This is a genomic window from Accumulibacter sp. (assembly GCF_023806635.1).
Classification (GTDB): Bacteria; Pseudomonadota; Gammaproteobacteria; order Burkholderiales; family Rhodocyclaceae; genus Accumulibacter.
Window position 1 is genome coordinate 106512 of sequence record NZ_JAMTDQ010000023.1, and the last position, 15394, is coordinate 121905.

At 67.2% G+C, this 15394-nt stretch carries 9 protein-coding genes and 1 pseudogene; 4 read left to right on the top strand and 6 right to left on the bottom strand.

Going from position 1 to position 15394, the window contains the following annotated elements; translation table 11 throughout:
* Window positions 1–32 precede the first annotated feature (32 nt).
* Genes hemW through NFW30_RS04190 form a run of 5 tightly spaced genes read right to left on the bottom strand, consistent with a single transcriptional unit; the run spans window position 33 to window position 4471 of the window.
* On the bottom strand, window positions 33–1271 hold the full coding sequence (gene hemW / locus NFW30_RS04170) for a radical SAM family heme chaperone HemW (RefSeq protein ID WP_295355913.1): 1239 nt from the start codon (window positions 1269–1271) through the stop codon (window positions 33–35).
* Window positions 1271–1858: an RdgB/HAM1 family non-canonical purine NTP pyrophosphatase gene (rdgB, locus tag NFW30_RS04175; protein WP_295355914.1), complete on the bottom strand. Its 588-nt coding sequence runs from the start codon at window positions 1856–1858 to the stop codon at window positions 1271–1273. The genes hemW and rdgB overlap by 1 nt, the downstream gene beginning before the upstream one ends.
* An 8-nt stretch (window positions 1859–1866) precedes the next feature.
* Window positions 1867–2583 (bottom strand): ribonuclease PH, encoded by a 717-nt coding sequence (gene rph / locus NFW30_RS04180; RefSeq protein ID WP_295355915.1) that lies wholly within the window; start codon window positions 2581–2583, stop codon window positions 1867–1869.
* A gap of 8 nt (window positions 2584–2591) precedes the next feature.
* A complete protein-coding gene (locus NFW30_RS04185) occupies window positions 2592–3515 on the bottom strand; it encodes a protein phosphatase 2C domain-containing protein (protein WP_295355916.1) in 924 nt (307 codons plus the stop codon).
* A complete protein-coding gene (locus tag NFW30_RS04190) occupies window positions 3512–4471 on the bottom strand; it encodes a serine/threonine-protein kinase (protein ID WP_295355943.1) in 960 nt (319 codons plus the stop codon). Before NFW30_RS04190 ends, NFW30_RS04185 begins: the two co-directional genes overlap by 4 nt.
* Window positions 4472–4574: 103 nt before the next feature.
* Between NFW30_RS04190 and NFW30_RS04195 the strand changes: the two genes are divergently transcribed.
* The 3 genes and pseudogenes from NFW30_RS04195 to NFW30_RS04205 all read left to right on the top strand — a co-directional run bounded on the left by NFW30_RS04195 (window position 4575) and on the right by NFW30_RS04205 (window position 8310).
* On the top strand, window positions 4575–5441 hold the full coding sequence (locus NFW30_RS04195) for a YicC/YloC family endoribonuclease (RefSeq protein WP_295355917.1): 867 nt from the start codon (window positions 4575–4577) through the stop codon (window positions 5439–5441).
* A gap of 327 nt (window positions 5442–5768) precedes the next feature.
* Window positions 5769–6008 (top strand): annotated as a pseudogene (locus NFW30_RS04200) (IS5/IS1182 family transposase); the annotation flags it as partial.
* 772 nt (window positions 6009–6780) lie between these two features.
* Window positions 6781–8310, top strand: a complete 1530-nt coding sequence (locus tag NFW30_RS04205) for a choice-of-anchor I family protein (protein ID WP_295355918.1) — start codon at window positions 6781–6783, stop codon at window positions 8308–8310.
* A gap of 117 nt (window positions 8311–8427) precedes the next feature.
* Here NFW30_RS04205 and malQ read toward each other — a convergent pair whose 3' ends face one another.
* Window positions 8428–9954, bottom strand: coding sequence for a 4-alpha-glucanotransferase (gene malQ, locus NFW30_RS04210; protein WP_295355919.1), 1527 nt, complete (start codon window positions 9952–9954; stop codon window positions 8428–8430).
* A 120-nt stretch (window positions 9955–10074) separates the two neighbouring features.
* Here malQ and NFW30_RS04215 point away from each other — a divergent pair, with 120 nt between their 5' ends.
* Window positions 10075–15240 (top strand): RecQ family ATP-dependent DNA helicase, encoded by a 5166-nt coding sequence (locus NFW30_RS04215; RefSeq protein ID WP_295355920.1) that lies wholly within the window; start codon window positions 10075–10077, stop codon window positions 15238–15240.
* Window positions 15241–15394: the final 154 nt, after the last annotated feature.

The following is a 15394-nucleotide window of genomic DNA, read 5'->3' on the forward strand; positions in this document are numbered from 1 at the left end:
CAGTCCGTCGCTGCGCCGGCTGGCGGCGAAAGTCAGTCCCGGTCGACGAGGAAGAATTCGAGCATCCGGTTGAGAAAGCGCCTCCCCTGCTCGGTGGGCGCGATTCGCTGCCCGTTGCGTTCGAGCAGTCCCGCGCGTTCGGCCTGCAGCAGTTGCGGCTCGATGAGCTGCAGCGGCAGGGCGCAGCGCGACTCGAACAGTCGTGCGTCGAAGCCATCGACCAGGCGCAGCGCATTGAGCATGAACTCGCAGGGCAGCTCGGCGGCGGCGACCGTGAACTCTTCCTGGACCGGCGTGCCGGCCGCGGCTTGCGCCAGGTACTGCTCCGGCCGCTTCCAGCGCATCTGGCGCAGCACCCGGTCGTGCAGGGTCAGCTTGCCGTGCGCACCGGCGCCGATGCCCAGATAGTCGCCGAAGTGCCAGTAGTTGAGGTTGTGCTGGCACTGGCGACCGGGTTGCGCGAAGGCCGAGGTTTCGTAATGCCGGTAACCGGCCGCCGCCAGTCTTCCTTCGATCGCATCCTGCATGTCGGCACACAGGTCGGGTTCCGGCAGGAGCGGCGGTTGGGCGGCAAAGGCGGTATTGGCTTCGATCGTCAGTTGATAGCAGGAGAGGTGGGCCGGTGCGAACGACAGCGCCGTTTCGATGTCCGCCAGCGCCTGCTCGATCTCCTGCCCGGGCAGGCCGTACATCAGGTCGAGGTTGAGGTTGTCGAAGTGGCGCACCGCCTCAGCGATCGCCTGGCGGGCCTGATGACCGTCGTGGATGCGGCCGAGTGCCTGCAGATGCTGCCGATTGAAGCTCTGGACGCCGAGCGACAGGCGGTTGACCCCGGCGGCCCGGTAGGCGGCGAAGCTGCCGCTTTCGATCGTTCCGGGATTCGCCTCGAGCGTGATTTCGGCGCCGGGCAGCAGCGGCAGGCGGCTGCGCAGCGCTGCCAGCAACTCTTCGACCGCCCCTCCGGAGAGCAGGCTGGGCGTACCGCCGCCGATGAAGATGCTGTCGATACGGCGACCCCAGACCAGCGGCAGGGCCGATTCGAGATCGGCGATCAGGGCGGTCAGGTAGTCGTCCTGCGGGATCGCCGGAGAAGCTGCCGTCTTCGCGCCCTGGGCTGCCAGCGCATGTGAATTGAAGTCGCAGTACGGGCACTTGCGCACGCACCACGGGATGTGGACGTAGAGCGATAGCGGTGGCTGCCGGCGAAACTCCGCACGGCCGCCACCGGCGGCGCGCAGCGGAATGAAGCTGCGCTCGCGCGTGGCGGGCATCAGCGCCGGTTCTGCAGACGCTCGACGAGGCGGGCCAGGGCCTGGCCGCGGTGCGACCGGCGGTTCTTCTCGCCCGCTTCGAGTTCGGCGGCGGTGCGATCGAGTTCGCGCAGGTAGAACAGCGGGTCGTAGCCGAAACCATCGTTGCCGCGCTCCTCCCGCAGGATCTCGCCTGCCCATTCACCCTCGGCGATGATCGGTTGCGGGTCATCGGCCTGGCGAACGAAGACGATCACCGCGACGAAGCGGGCGCTGCGCTGACAGTTGTCGCCCAGTTCGGCGAGGAGCTTCCGGTTGTTGCGAGCGTCCGATCGCGGATCGCCGGCAAAGCGTGCGGAGTGCACCCCGGGAGCGCCGCCCAAGGCGTCCACGCACAGTCCGGAGTCGTCCGCGAGCGCCGGCAGGCCGGTCATCCGCGAAGCATGGCGGGCCTTGGCGAGGGCATTCTCGACAAAGGTCCCGTGCGGCTCCTCGGCTTCGACAACGCCAAGCAGCCCCTGTGGCACGGGTTCCCAGCCCAGCGGCGCGAGGATCGCGTCGAGTTCGCCGAGTTTCTTGGCATTGTTGGAGGCGAGGACGAGTTTCATGGCGGGTCTCACAGGCCGAGAGCAACCTTCTGGTGGGCAACAAGTTCGACGATTCCCTTTTCCGCGAGGTCGAGCAAGTGGTTCAGTTCGCTGCGCGAGAAGGGGTCACCCTCGGCCGTCCCCTGCACCTCGACCAGACCACGCTCGCCGGTCATCACGACGTTCATGTCGGTTTCGCAGTTGGCGTCCTCGGCGTAGTCGAGATCAAGTACCGGGACGCCGCGGTAGATTCCCACCGACACGGCTGCGACGTGATCACGCAGCGGATTGACGGCGATCCGGCCGCTGTCCAGCAAGTGCACGCAGGCATCGTTGAGCGCCAGCCAGGCGCCGGTGATGGCTGCGCAGCGGGTACCGCCGTCGGCCTGCAGGACGTCGCAATCGAGGGTGATCTGGCGCTCGCCGAGCGCTTGCAGATCAGTCACCGCGCGCAGCGCACGGCCCACCAGCCGCTGAATCTCCTGCGTGCGGCCACTCTGTTTGCCCTTCGCCGCCTCACGCCCGGTGCGGGTGTGGGTGGAACGGGGCAGCATGCCGTATTCGGCCGTCACCCAGCCCTGTCCGCGGCCGCGCAGGAATGGTGGCACGCTGTCACCGACGCTTGCGGTGCACAGCACTCGCGTCGCGCCCATCTCGATCAGTACAGACCCCTCGGCGTGGCAGGTGAAACTGCGGGCAATGCGCACCGGGCGGAGTTGCGACGGCTGACGTTGGCTGGGACGCATGCAGACTCCTATTTCGAGTACTTCTGGATGGTCGATCGGATCTCCTCGATGGCCCGTTCGATCTCGTCGTCGCTGAGGTCGGTCTTGCGGTTCGGGTGGCGCCCGAATTCGTCCAGGCGGGTCGTCACCGTATCCCGCGGCATCGTCTTCGTCGAAACCAGTCCACTGCTGCCAAGACCGCTGTCGTCGTTGTAGGTGTCGCCCCAACGCACGGCAATGATCGAGAGGTTGTCGGCAGTCGGGCCGCCACGGGTCTCGGCCTGGTTGAGCAGCGTCGGCACCGTCCGCATCAGGTCGGCCGACTTCAGAGCAACCGCCAGCATGTCACCCGGGAACGCGCTCCAGACCCCGTCCGTGCACAGGACCAGCAGGTCGCCAGCTTCGAGGGTGGCCTTGCGCGAGTACTCGATCTCTGGCGTCTGCTTGCCCCCCAGACAGCCGTAGATCTTGTTACGTTCCGGATGGGTGATCATCTCGGCCTCGCTGATCACTCCCTGGTCGACCAGCATGCGCACCCGCGAGTGGTCCTTGGTCTGTGCAAGAACCTTGCCGTTGCGGATCAGGTAGAGCCGCGAATCCCCCGAGTGTGCCCAGTAGGCGACGTTGTTCTGGATGATGCAGGCGACGCAGGTGGTGCGCGGCGAGTCGAGCAGGTGGTGCTTGCCGGCAAAGTCGAGAATCGCGTGATGGGCATTCTGCATTCCCTTCTGAAGAAACATGAATGGGTCTCGGGCGCGCGGCTTGAACTCGCTGGGGAACGCCTCGGTCATCGTCTGGACGGCGATCTGTGCAGCCACCTCGCCATAGTAGTGACCTCCCATGCCATCGGCGACGACCATCAGCAGGGCTTCGCGTGAATAGCAGTAGGCGAGGCGGTCCTCATTGTTGGCACGCTTGCCGGTCCGAGAATCCTGGTAGATGGTAAACTTCATTGGTCCCTTGTCTTCTTCAGCTTGCCCACGACCTGCCGCAGGAGGCTGTCCTTCTGCCCGACCGAGGTCGACGCGGGCGCGATGACGGGCTCGGTGAGCGCTTTCTGCAGCGCGAAGACGCTTTGCGGGCGGTAGCCGTGGTTCAGGCTCAGGCACCAGTCGATCGTCTCGAGCAGCTGATCCGAATAGAGGCCCTGCCAGCGCACCATGGCCGGGACCAGACGGTCCTTCTCCAGGCGTTCGTCGGCCGGCTGCGGCGTGCTGCCCGAGATGCTGGCGTACATCGATGCGCCGACGCTGTAGATGTCACTCCACGGGCCGAGCAAGTCGCGCCGGTTGTAGTGCTCGGGCGAGGCGAATCCGGGCGTGTACATGGGCTTCAGCATCGGCGTGTCACAGGCAAGGGTCTGCCTGGCGGCACCAAAGTCGATCAGCACCGGCGTGTGGCTGTTGCGCATGTAGATGTTCGACGGCTTCAGGTCGAGGTGCAGCAGGCGGTGCGCGTGCACCTCGCGCAGCCCGTTGAGCATCTTGGTGAACACGTTGCGTATGAAGTTTTCCGTCACCACCGCCGGACTCTTCTGGATCAGATCCTGCAGCGTCCGCCCGTGCTCGTACTCCATGACCATGTAGACGGTATCGTTGGCGCGGAAGAAATTGAGCACCCTGATGACATTCGGGTGAGAAAGTGCGGCCAGCGTCCTTCCCTCCTCGAAGAAGCACTTCATGCCGTAGCGGAAGGCTGGCAGATGCTCCTCGGAAATGATCGGTGCCGTTCGTCCCTCGCTGCGCAGGGCGAGGGTGTTTGGCAGGTACTCCTTGATCGCGACACGCTTCTGGTCGCGGTCGGCAGCGACGTACACGATCGAAAAACCGCCCATCGAGAGCTGACGCTCGATGCAGTACTCGTCGATCTTGAAACCGGCGGGAAGAGGTTGGTTCGCTTGTTGCGCCATCCTTGTCGGGGCTATCATTGAATCTTCCGGCCATTTTCCGGGTTTTGGGGGTGTGCTGTAAAGCTGCCCACCGATCGATCACTGTCTGCTCCCCAGGATTCGCATGATCTACAGCATGACCGGCTACGCCGCCAGGACCCGATCCGTCAGGGGCGGCACTCTGTACTTCGAGCTGAAAAGCGTCAATTCGCGCTACCTTGACGTCATCTTTCGTGTCAGCGACGAGTTGCGTGCCGCCGAGGCCGCATTGCGCGAGTTGTTTGCCAGCCGCATCAGCCGCGGCAAGCTCGAGTGCCGTGTCAGTTTCGTCTCGGCCGCTGGTGGTGGTCCGCAGGTCGGGCTCAACGACGAGGTGCTCGAACGTCTCCGCCACCTTGACCAAGAGGTGCGCCGCATCCTGCCATCGGCAGCACCACTGAGCGTGAACGACATCCTGCGCTGGCCAGGCATATTCGGTGAGGACATGGTCGACGTGGCGACTCTGGTACCGGCGTGCCTGGCACTGGCTGCCGACGCGCTTGACGATTTCGCCGCCAGTCGGGCACGTGAGGGAGAGAAGCTGGCCGCGGTGATCCGCGAGCGGCTGGCCCGCATGCGTCTGCTGGTGCGTGAGGTGGCGCCGCGCATCCCGGCTGCGCAGGCTGCGTTCAACGACAAGCTGCGGCAGCGCCTGCTCGACGCGGTGCAGGTGGTCGACGACGAGCGCATCCGGCAGGAAGTCGCCGTCTTTGCAGCCCGCATCGACGTTGCCGAGGAACTCGCGCGACTGGCGACCCACCTCGACGAAGTCGAACGGGTCCTCGCGACCGGCGGAGCGACCGGCAAGCGTCTCGACTTCCTGATGCAGGAACTCAATCGCGAAGCCAATACGCTCGGCTCGAAGTCGCTGGTGGCGGAGGTGTCGCAGACGGCCATCGAGTTCAAGCTGCTGATCGAGCAGATGCGGGAGCAGGTACAGAATCTCGAGTAGGTTTCGATGGGGTTGCCTCACACCCCCGTGCGGCGGGAGGGACTTGCGGTCAAGCTGATGGACCAGATTGCAGGCGTCATTGGCGGACTCGCTGTATGCCTCGCCGTGCCGGACGCAGCGATTCTCTTCCTTGCCCGGAGGAAGCGGAAGGCCAGGCAAAGCCGCGGTTTTCCGGGTGGCATCTCGCTCTTGCGTGGGCCCGATCGAACAGTGACGCCATACCGTGGCACCGCGCTCCACGCGGCGGTGGACAAGGCCTGCTGACAGTCCGCCACATGCGGCCGGAGATGCGCCGGCCACTCAACTGCATCGGGTGTCGCTGACACCAGCAGCGGCCACGTCCCCCTGATCGATCACAATCCGCGCCGCGGTGAGAAGATCGAATTCTCCCCTGCCGACGCGATCCGCTACAACGAGCGGTCCGCCGCCGAGCGGAGCAACGCCGGGCTGAAGGATGAATTCGGCGGTCAGACCATCCGGGTCAAAGGCGACACCAAAGTGATGGCCCACCTGATGTTCGGCATCCTGGCGCTGTCCGCTGACCAATTGATGCGACTACGACGATGACCATCCGCGCTCCCTCTCCGGCCGCGGTGCATTCGAGGAATGCAGGAGGGGGCTCGCCGCGAATGAAGCCAACCATGCCATACGGTTAGCCGATCCGCCAAGCAAACCTCCCTCGCGACCAAAGATCGCTCCCTGAGAGCGAATGGTGCCGCGCAGCGATTCTCGCCGGGGAGTCTTGCAAGAGGCTCTAATGTCGAAGAATTTTACAGTTGGTTCTCTGGTAGCCCGTGATGACAACCGATCGAACAGGAAAAAGACCATTGTATCAATGCCAGGTGCGGTCACCTGTGACATATGGCACACATCGTGCTTGAAGAGAATGCGAAGCACTACATGCACCCAGCCGTATCGCCTCTTCTTTGTTCCCCGCTTGCCTGAGCGGCAAGCCGTTTTTCGAGGAAAGCAACGATGCGTGGATCGCCGAGGGTACACCGGGGCAGTCCCTGGCCGGGTGCCTCCGCTGCTGCTGCCAGCGTCAGCTGCCGCCCACGGGCGTCGACCGTGGAACGGGGGCGGCAGGCGGCGGCGTGCGCCGCGCTGGCCCTGGAGCGCTCGGCGCCCTGCGATTGACGACGGCCCCATCCACGATGCCGAGGCGCTCGGTCACGTGTCCGTCACACGCCAGCCCCAGCATCACCCCTGCGGTCGCGCGGTCGACCGAAACCCATGAAGCACTGGTCTGCCCCAGGCCCTACCCCGCCACGCATGCCACTCGTCCCGTCGCTTCACGCCGGGCGCGCGGCATCACTGCAATCACCACTGGAGTCCCGATATGCCCCGACCCTTCCGCCTGACGACACCCGCCCTGGCTTGCGCCATCCTGCTGCCCGTGGTCAGCGTTCCTGCGCTGGCCGCACCGACGCTGAACAGCAGGGCCTGGACCTATGCACACGACCCCGCCAATGGCTACCTGTCCGAGATCGTCTCTTTCGATAGCGCCAGCCAGACCCTGTGGGTGGCCGGCGTCAGTGGTGTGGACGTGCTGAACGCCCGCACCGGTTCGCTGGTGCAGCGCATCGACACCCGCGCCTACGGCAGCATCAACAGCGTGGCGATACACGGAGGCATTGCGGCCATGGCTTTTGAGGCATCGGTGCGCACCGATCCGGGCAATGTCCGCCTGTTCGACACCGCCACGCGCAGCCTTCTGGCCGGCACGAATACCTTTGCCGTCGGCGCTTTGCCCGACATGCTGACCTTCACGCCCGATGGCAGCAGGCTCCTGGTCGCCAACGAGGGGACGCCCAGTACCTACGGTGCCCTTGCTTCGGTGCCGGGTGTCTTCCCACGCACGTATGGACCAGCCGCGCTGGACCCGGCGGGCAGCGTCAGCATCATCGACATGGCCAGCCGCAGCGTCAGCGCAACGGCCACGCTGACCGGCGTGGCGACCGCAGGTACGCACATTCGCTCGAACACGGGCATGGACTTCGAGCCGGAGTACATCGCCATCAATGCCGCCGGGACGAAGGCCTACGTCTCGCTGCAGGAGGCCAACGCCATGGGCGTGCTGGACATCCAGAGCGGGTCCTTCGCACGGATCGTCGGCCTCGGCGTGAAGGACTTCAGCCTGCCGGGAAACCGCATCGATCCCCTGAACGACGGCACACCGAGCCTGATCAACGTCAACGTCAAGGGTCTCTACCAACCCGATGCCATGGCCACCTTCGAACGCGGTGGCCAGACATTCGTGGTGATGGCCAACGAAGGCGATTACCGCGAAGACGATGGCGATCGCTCGAACGCCAGCTCGGCAGGCCTGAATGCCGCGCCACCACTGAACGCACTGCGCGTGTCGAACACCGACTCGTCAGCTGGGAACCTGTTCACTGCCGGCGCGCGTTCGTTCTCGATTCGCGACGTCAACGGCACGCTGGTCTACGACAGTGGCGAGATCCTCGACCGGGAAGCCATCGCCGCCGGCATCTATGACGACGGTCGCAGTCGTGACAAGGGCGTCGAGCCCGAAGGCGTGGAGTTGATGGAGATCAACGGCCGCATCTTCGCCTTCATCGGTCTGGAACGTACGCTGCAGGCGGCGATTGCTGCGTTCGACATCACCGACCCGGCGAACACGAGCTTCGTCGGGCTGCTGGTCTCCAATGGCGACCGCGCGCCCGAAGGTCTCAAGGGATATGCTCTGGACGGGCAGTATTACCTGGCCTTTTCGAATGAAGCCTCGAGCACGACTTCGGTCTTCTGGCTGGCGTCGGTGCCGGAGCCCGGCAGCCTCGCACTGGCTGGCCTGGCGCTGGTGGCGGTGGTGGGGACGCAGGTGCGGCGGGCGCGCCGGGCGGCGTGAGCTGAAGGCAGGCCAGGGGTGGGTGCCTGCCAAACTTGATGAGCGCGCGCCGCATCCCGGGATGTGCCCGACGAGGAGGCACCGCCCGTCGCACCTCGGGACCCTGACGCCGCCACCTCAACCCTGGCGGCGGCCGTAGAGCCTCACCAGTTCGGCAAGCCGCCGGGCGTGTCCGTCGGCGACCTGGTGCCAGTCGAAGCGCCATTCCCAGGATCCTTCGCTCCGGCTCGGTTCGTTCATCCGGTGTGGCGAGTCGAGGCCGAGGACGTCCTGCATCGGGATGACGCAGAGCGTCGCCACCGAAGCGCAGGCGAGGCGGATCAGTTGCCAGTGCATCTCGCTGTCGGCGTCCTCATCTACCCCCAGATAGGAGCGCACGTAGGCCTGCTCGGGATGGCCGAGCGACTCCCACCAGCCGCGCGTCGTGTCGTTGTCGTGCGTGCCGGTGTAGACGACCGTATCGGCTTCGTAGTTGTGCGGCAGATAGGGGTTGCGGGGATCGCCGTCGAAGGCGAACTGCAGGATGCGCATTCCCGGCAGGCCGATCGCCTGTCGCAGGGCATTCACCTCCGGCGTGATGATCCCGAGGTCTTCGGCGATGATCGGCAGGCGGCCTTGGCTGTCGCCCAGTTCGCGGCGCATCGCGGCGAAGACCGCTTCGCCCGGGCCCGGCCGCCACTGGCCGTCGATCGCCGTCTCGGCAGCGGCGGGGATCTCCCAGAACGATTCGAAGCCGCGGAAATGATCGATGCGAACGACGTCGCACAGGGTCATCGTCTGGCGCATGCGGGCGACCCACCAGTGGTAGCCCTCGGCGGCATGCGCCGACCAGCGGTAGAGCGGATTGCCCCAGCGCTGGCCGGTGGCGCTGAAGTAGTCCGGTGGTACGCCGGCGACGACGCGCGGACGACCCTGCAGGTCGAGGTCGAAGAGGCCCGGATTCGCCCACACATCGGCGCTGTGCGCGGCGACGAAGATCGGCAGGTCGCCGACGATCGCGATGCGATGCTCGTTGGCGTAGCGCTTGATCGCCGCCCATTGCTCGGCGAAACGCCATTGGCAGAACTTCCAGAAGGCGATCTCGTCGGCATGTTCGGCACGTGCTGCGCGCAGTGCGTCGGGGTGCCGGGCAGCGAGCGTCGCTGGCCAGTCCTGCCACATCCTGCCGTCGCCGCCGTGCGCGCGGTCGAGCGCCATGAACAGCGCGTAATCGTCGAGCCAGGGGTCGGCTGCGCTGCAGAAACGGCCAAAAGCCTTGTCCTGGGCCGCGTCGCGCCGCTCGCGGAAACGCTTCGCCGCCTTTCGCAACCGCGGCAGCCGATAGCGTCGGCAGGCGTCGTAATCGACCCGCCCGGCGGGGAAGGCCGGCAACGGCAGGAGATCGGCCTCGCTCAGCCAGCCGAGGTCGCGCAGCTGGCCGAGGTCGATCAGCAGTTCGCTGCCGGCGAAGGCCGATGGGCTGATGTAGGGCGAGTTGCCGGGTCCCACGCTGCCGAGTGGCAGTACCTGCCAGAGCGTCTGGCCGGCGCTGCGCAGCCAGTCGACGAAATGGTAGGCTGGCGGGCCGAGATCGCCGCAGCCGTGGGCGCCAGGGAGTGAGGTCGGGTGCAGGAGGATGCCGTTGCGGCGGGGAAGGGATGTCATGCCGGTCCTTGTCGGTGTCGTCGGTCGGTGCCCGCGGTCGGGGCGTTGAGGTGCCGTAATGCTAACCTGCAACGGCCTGCGCGGTCACCGTCGGCGTTGCCGGCGGTTATCATCGCGTCCATGAGCGATGCTTCTCCACGGGGCAGCAGCGAACGGCCGTTCAGGCCACGCTGCCTGTCGATCGATCTGGAGGTCGGGCTGCGTAGTGGGCGCATCCGGCAACTGGCTGCAGTGCGCGGCGACAGCGGCGAGCGGTTGCACTGCCGCGTCGGCGATCTGGCAGCGGCGCTCGCCCGTCTCGATGCACTGGCCAGCGGTTGCAGCTTCGTCCTCGGGCACAATCTGCTCGCCTTCGACCGCCCGCATCTGGCCGCGGTCGCGCCGCGACTGCGACTCCTCGAACTGCCGGTCGTCGACACGCTGTGGCTGAATCCGTTGGCCTTTCCACGCCACCCGTATCACCACCTCGTCAAGCACTACCAGGACGGCGGGCTCAGGCGTGCACAGCTGAACGACCCGCTGCTCGATGCACAGCTGGCCCTCGATCTGTTCCGCGATCAGATGCTCGCGCTGCAGCAGCGGCAGCGCGAGGAACCCGACCTGATGCTCGCCTGGCACTGGCTGACGACCTCGGGGCAATCGTCGGCGGCGGTCCACAGCCTGTTCGCGACGCTCCGCCGGCGACCGCGCCCGGACGACACCGAGGCGCGACAGGCGATCTCCCGCCTGCTCGCCGGCCGGGGCTGTGCGCAGCATGCCCTGGAAGTCGTGGACGCGGCCGCGGCGAGTGGCTGGTCGCTGGCCTACGCGCTCGCCTGGCTGTCGGTCGCCGGCGGCAATTCGGTCTTGCCGCCTTGGGTGCGCCACCAGTTCCCCGCTGCCGGCCAGCTCATCGGGCATCTGCGCGATGTCGACTGTGCCCGGGCCGACTGCTGCTGGTGCCGCGAACACCACGACGCACGGCGGGAACTTCGGCGCTGGTTTGGCTTTGCCGATTTCCGGGCGGAACCGGCTGCGGCCGACGGGGATTCGTTGCAGCAGCGCATCGTCGAGGCGGCGCTGCGTGGCGAGCACCTGCTGGCGATCCTGCCGACCGGTAGCGGCAAGTCCCTGTGCTACCAGATTCCGGCGCTGTCGCGCTTCACCCGGATCGGTGCACTGAGCGTCGTGATCTCGCCGCTGGTGGCGCTGATGGCCGACCAGGTGGCCGGCTTGCGCAGCCGTGGCATCGATGCCTGTGTCGCCATCAACGGCCTGCTGTCGATGCCCGAGCGGGCCGACGCGCTCGATCGCGTGCGCCTCGGCGATGTCGGCATCGTCATCGTCTCGCCCGAACAGCTGCGCAGCCCGATGCTGCGCAAGGTGCTGGCGCAACGGGAGATCGGCGCCTGGATTCTCGACGAGGCGCACTGCCTGTCGAAGTGGGGCCACGACTTCCGGCCCGACTACCGCTACGTCGCGCGCTTCATCCGCGAGCAGGCCGGCGATGCGCCGGTGCCGCCGGTGATGTGCCTGACGGCAACCGCCAAGCCCGACGTGGTCGCCGACATCGTTGCCCACTTCACCGACCGGGTCGGCATCGATCTGCGTCTGTTCGACGGCGGCGCGAGTCGCCACAACCTCGACTTCGCGGTGCTGCCGACGACGCCGGCCGCGAAGCTGGCGCACATCCATGAGCTGCTGGCCGCCGAGTTGCCCGCCGACGGATCGGGTGGCGCCATCGTCTATTGCGCGACGCGTGGCAACAGCGAGGAAGTGGCTGCCTTCCTGCGACAGAAGGGGATGGCGGCGGCCCATTTCCATGCCCGGCTGCCGCCCGAAAGCAGGAAGAACGTCCAGGAGGCGTTCATCCGCGGCGATCTGCGGGTGATCGCCGCGACCAACGCCTTCGGCATGGGCATCGACAAGCCGGACGTGCGCCTGGTGGTGCACGCCGACATTCCGGGATCGCTCGAGAACTACCTGCAGGAGGCGGGCCGCGCCGGCCGCGATCAGCAGGCGGCGCGCTGCGTCCTCCTGTACGCGACGGAGGACGTCGAGCGGCAGTTCGGCATGTCGGCGCGCTCGCGGCTGAGCCGCCGGGAAATCCAGGCGATCCTGCGCGCCCTGCGGCAGCTCGATCGTCGCCAGCGCCGGGGTGGGGAAGTCGTTGCCACCGCCGGCGAGATCCTGGCCGAGGAAGACGAGGGCGAGTTCGAGCGTGACGCCACGACCGACGACACGCGCGTCCGCACGGCGGTCTGCTGGCTCGAGGAAGCGCAGCTGCTGACGCGCGAGGAGAACCGGGTGCAGGTCTTCCCGTCGTCGCTGCGCGTTGCCTCGCTCGAGCAGGCGCGGCAGCGGCTGGCACGCGTCAGGCTGCAGGCCGAATATCAGCGACAGTTGCTGGCGCTGGTCGAGGCGCTGATCGGCGCGCCGCCGGACGAGGGATTGTCGACCGACGAACTGATGGCCGTCAGCGGTCTCGCCCCGGAACGGCTGCGGGCTGCCCTGTACGATCTCGAGCGGCTGGGGATCGCGAGCAACGACACTGCCCTGACCGCCTACCTGCAGGTCGGCGTCGACAACCCGTCTGCGCAACGACTGGCCAGCGCCGCGCAGCTCGAGAAGGCGCTGATCGACCTGTTGCGCGAGCAGGCGCCCGATCTCGCGCGCGGCGAATCGTCGCTGCTCCACCTGCGACGCCTGAGCCAGCGCCTGCAGGATGATGGCCATCGGCAGGCGCTGCCGGCGAGGCTGCGGCAACTGCTGGGGAGCCTCGCCGCAGACGGTCGCGGCGACGAGGGCGGTGTCGGCAGCCTCGCGATGCGGCGAATCGATGCCGAAACGGTGACGATCGTCCTGCAGCGCGACTGGTCGGCGCTGGCGCGAACGGCCGAGCTTCGCCGCGCCGCTGCCACCCACCTGCTCGACCATCTGCTGGCCTGCCTGGCGCCAGGCTCGCGTGGTGCCGACCTGCTCGCCGAGACGACGCTCGGCAGGCTGCTCGCAGCCATCGAGGGCGACCTGCTGCTCAAGGCGGAGGTCAGGGAGTGTGCCCGCCTGCTCGACCGGGCTCTGCTCTGGCTGCACGAGCAGGAGGTGATCCGTCTCAACAAGGGGCTGGCGGTCTTCCGGCCGGCGATGACCATCCGCCTCGATGCGGACTGGAAACGCCGGTTCCGGCAGCCGGATTTCGCGCCGCTGCAGCTGCACTACGCAGAACAGGTGCTGCAGATCCACGTCATGGCGGAGTACGTGCAGCGCGGACTGCGGGCGATGGCCGATGCGCTGCAGCTGACGCTGGATTACTTCCGGCTGTCGCGGGCCGAGTTCATGCAGCGCTGGCTGCCCGCACGGCAGCAGGAGGTGGCGCGGCAGACGACGCCGCAGTCGTGGCGACAGATCGTCGAGGTCCTGGCGAATCCGGAGCAGCAGGCGATCGTCGCCGACGACCGCGAAAGCGGTAATGTGCTCGTTCTCGCCGGACCGGGTTCGGGCAAGACGCGCGTCGTCGTCCATCGCATCGCCTATCTGCTGCGGGTGCGCCGCGAGAATCCGCGCGGCATTCTGGCGTTGGCCTACAATCGCCACGCCGCGGTGCAGATTCGCCAGCGGCTGGCGGCACTGGTCGGTGACGACGGGCGGGCGGTCAGCGTCCTGACCTGCGATGCCCTGGCGATGCGGCTGGTCGGCGCCAGCTTCGCCGGGCGCGAACGGCAGCTGGCCGACGGCGGTCTGGAGGCTGCGTTGCAGACCATCCGGCGACGCGCCGTCGCCCTGCTGCGCGGCGACGAAGGGCCGCCCGAGGACGCCGACGAGCAGCGCGAGCGACTGCTGCGCGGCCTGCGCTGGATCCTGGTGGACGAGTACCAGGACATCGGTCCGCAGCAGTATGAGCTGATCGCCGCGCTGGCGGGGCGCAACCTGGCCGCCGCGGATGCTCGGCTGAACCTCTTCGCCGTCGGCGACGACGATCAGAACATCTACGCCTTCAGTGGCGCATCGGTCGAGTTCATCCGCCGCTTCGCGGCCGACTACGGCGCCCGGACGCTGCATCTGGTGGACAACTACCGCTCGACGGCACACCTGATCGAAATCGCCAACCAGGTGATCGCGCCAGCGGCGCAGCGCATGAAGGCTGCCCAACCGATCCGCATCGACGCTGCGCGCCGGCAACTGCCGCCGGGCGGCGAGTGGGCGCGGATCGACGCCGTGGCGCAGGGTCGCGTGCAGATCCTGCCGGCGGGCCAGGGCGCGCGAACGCAGGCGCTGGCGGTGATCGGCGAACTGCAGCGCCTGGCCGACCTGACGGCCGCATGGGACTGGGCACGCTGCGCCGTGATCGCGCGCGAGTGGCAATGGCTGGAACCGGTGCGCAGCCACTGCGAGCGGCAGGGCCTGCCGGTCCAGGTCGCGCGTGAGGAGGGCCTGCACTTCTGGCGGCAACGGGAAACGCAACAATTGCTCGACTGGCTGCACGATGCCGGTTCGCTCGTCACTGGGCGAACGATCGCTGGTTGGGTTGCCGGGCAGGCGTCGACATCGGCCTGGGAGATGCTCACTGAAGCGGTTGCCGAATACCGCGCTGAAACCGGTGATGCCGAGCTGCCGCGGCAGCATTTCATCGAGTGGCTGGTCGACTGGGGCCGTGAAGCCCGGCGTCGGCAGAGCGGGTTGTTGTTGCTCACGGCGCACCGGGCGAAGGGACTCGAGTTCGATCATGTCGCGGTCCTCGATGGCGGCTGGGGACCAGGCAGCCGGCACGATGCTCCGGTGGACGCCGACGCCGAACGGCGCCTGTACTACGTGGCGATGACCCGCGCGCGGCAGACGCTGCTGCTGGCGCAGTTCGCCCGGCGTGTGCCACTGCTCGACGCACTGCCCGCGTCCGCCGCCCTGCTGCGCCGACTGCCTGTGGCGCTGCCGGCGCCGCCGGCCGAGCTGTCCTGGCAGTACCGGCAGCTCCACCCTGGCGAGGTGGACATTGGCTTTGCCGGGCGCCGGGCAGCGGGCCATCCGGTGCAGCGAGCCATCGCCGCGCTGCAACCGGGAGACCCGCTGCACCTGCGCCACGAGGGCCGGCGCTGGCTGCTGCTGGACATGAAGGACCGGCTGGTCGGCCGTCTCGCCGCCAGCTACGCGCCGCCGGTCGGGATGAAGTGCGTCGCCGCGCGCGTTGCGGCGATCGTGGTCCGCTGGCGAAGAGATGACCACTCGACCGAGCACGCGCACCGGATCCGCTGCGAACGCTGGGAGATCGTCCTGCCGGAGCTGGTGTTCGCCCCGGCGCACAGCGGCGCATAGTCTGGTCCATTTCACCGAAGAGAATCGCCTTTCGCATTGCGGAAGACGTCGGCTAAGCAGCTGTTTCGGTTTGCAAAAAAATATATCTTATGTCTTATATAAGACTGTTGCCGTCGTGGCAAAAGATCTCTATACTTCTCCCCATTGGCCGCCC

What these genes read in the sequence shown, in the direction of transcription:
- hemW (WP_295355913.1), bottom strand. Translation starts at nt 1,271, where the DNA reads ATGCCCGCCACGCGCGAGCGCAGCTTCATTCCGCTGCGCGCCGCCGGT.
- rdgB (WP_295355914.1), bottom strand. Translation starts at nt 1,858, where the DNA reads ATGAAACTCGTCCTCGCCTCCAACAATGCCAAGAAACTCGGCGAACTC.
- rph (WP_295355915.1), bottom strand. Translation starts at nt 2,583, where the DNA reads ATGCGTCCCAGCCAACGTCAGCCGTCGCAACTCCGCCCGGTGCGCATT.
- NFW30_RS04185 (WP_295355916.1), bottom strand. Translation starts at nt 3,515, where the DNA reads ATGAAGTTTACCATCTACCAGGATTCTCGGACCGGCAAGCGTGCCAAC.
- NFW30_RS04190 (WP_295355943.1), bottom strand. Translation starts at nt 4,471, where the DNA reads ATGGCGCAACAAGCGAACCAACCTCTTCCCGCCGGTTTCAAGATCGAC.
- NFW30_RS04195 (WP_295355917.1), top strand. Translation starts at nt 4,575, where the DNA reads ATGATCTACAGCATGACCGGCTACGCCGCCAGGACCCGATCCGTCAGG.
- NFW30_RS04205 (WP_295355918.1), top strand. Translation starts at nt 6,781, where the DNA reads ATGCCCCGACCCTTCCGCCTGACGACACCCGCCCTGGCTTGCGCCATC.
- malQ (WP_295355919.1), bottom strand. Translation starts at nt 9,954, where the DNA reads ATGACATCCCTTCCCCGCCGCAACGGCATCCTCCTGCACCCGACCTCA.
- NFW30_RS04215 (WP_295355920.1), top strand. Translation starts at nt 10,075, where the DNA reads ATGAGCGATGCTTCTCCACGGGGCAGCAGCGAACGGCCGTTCAGGCCA.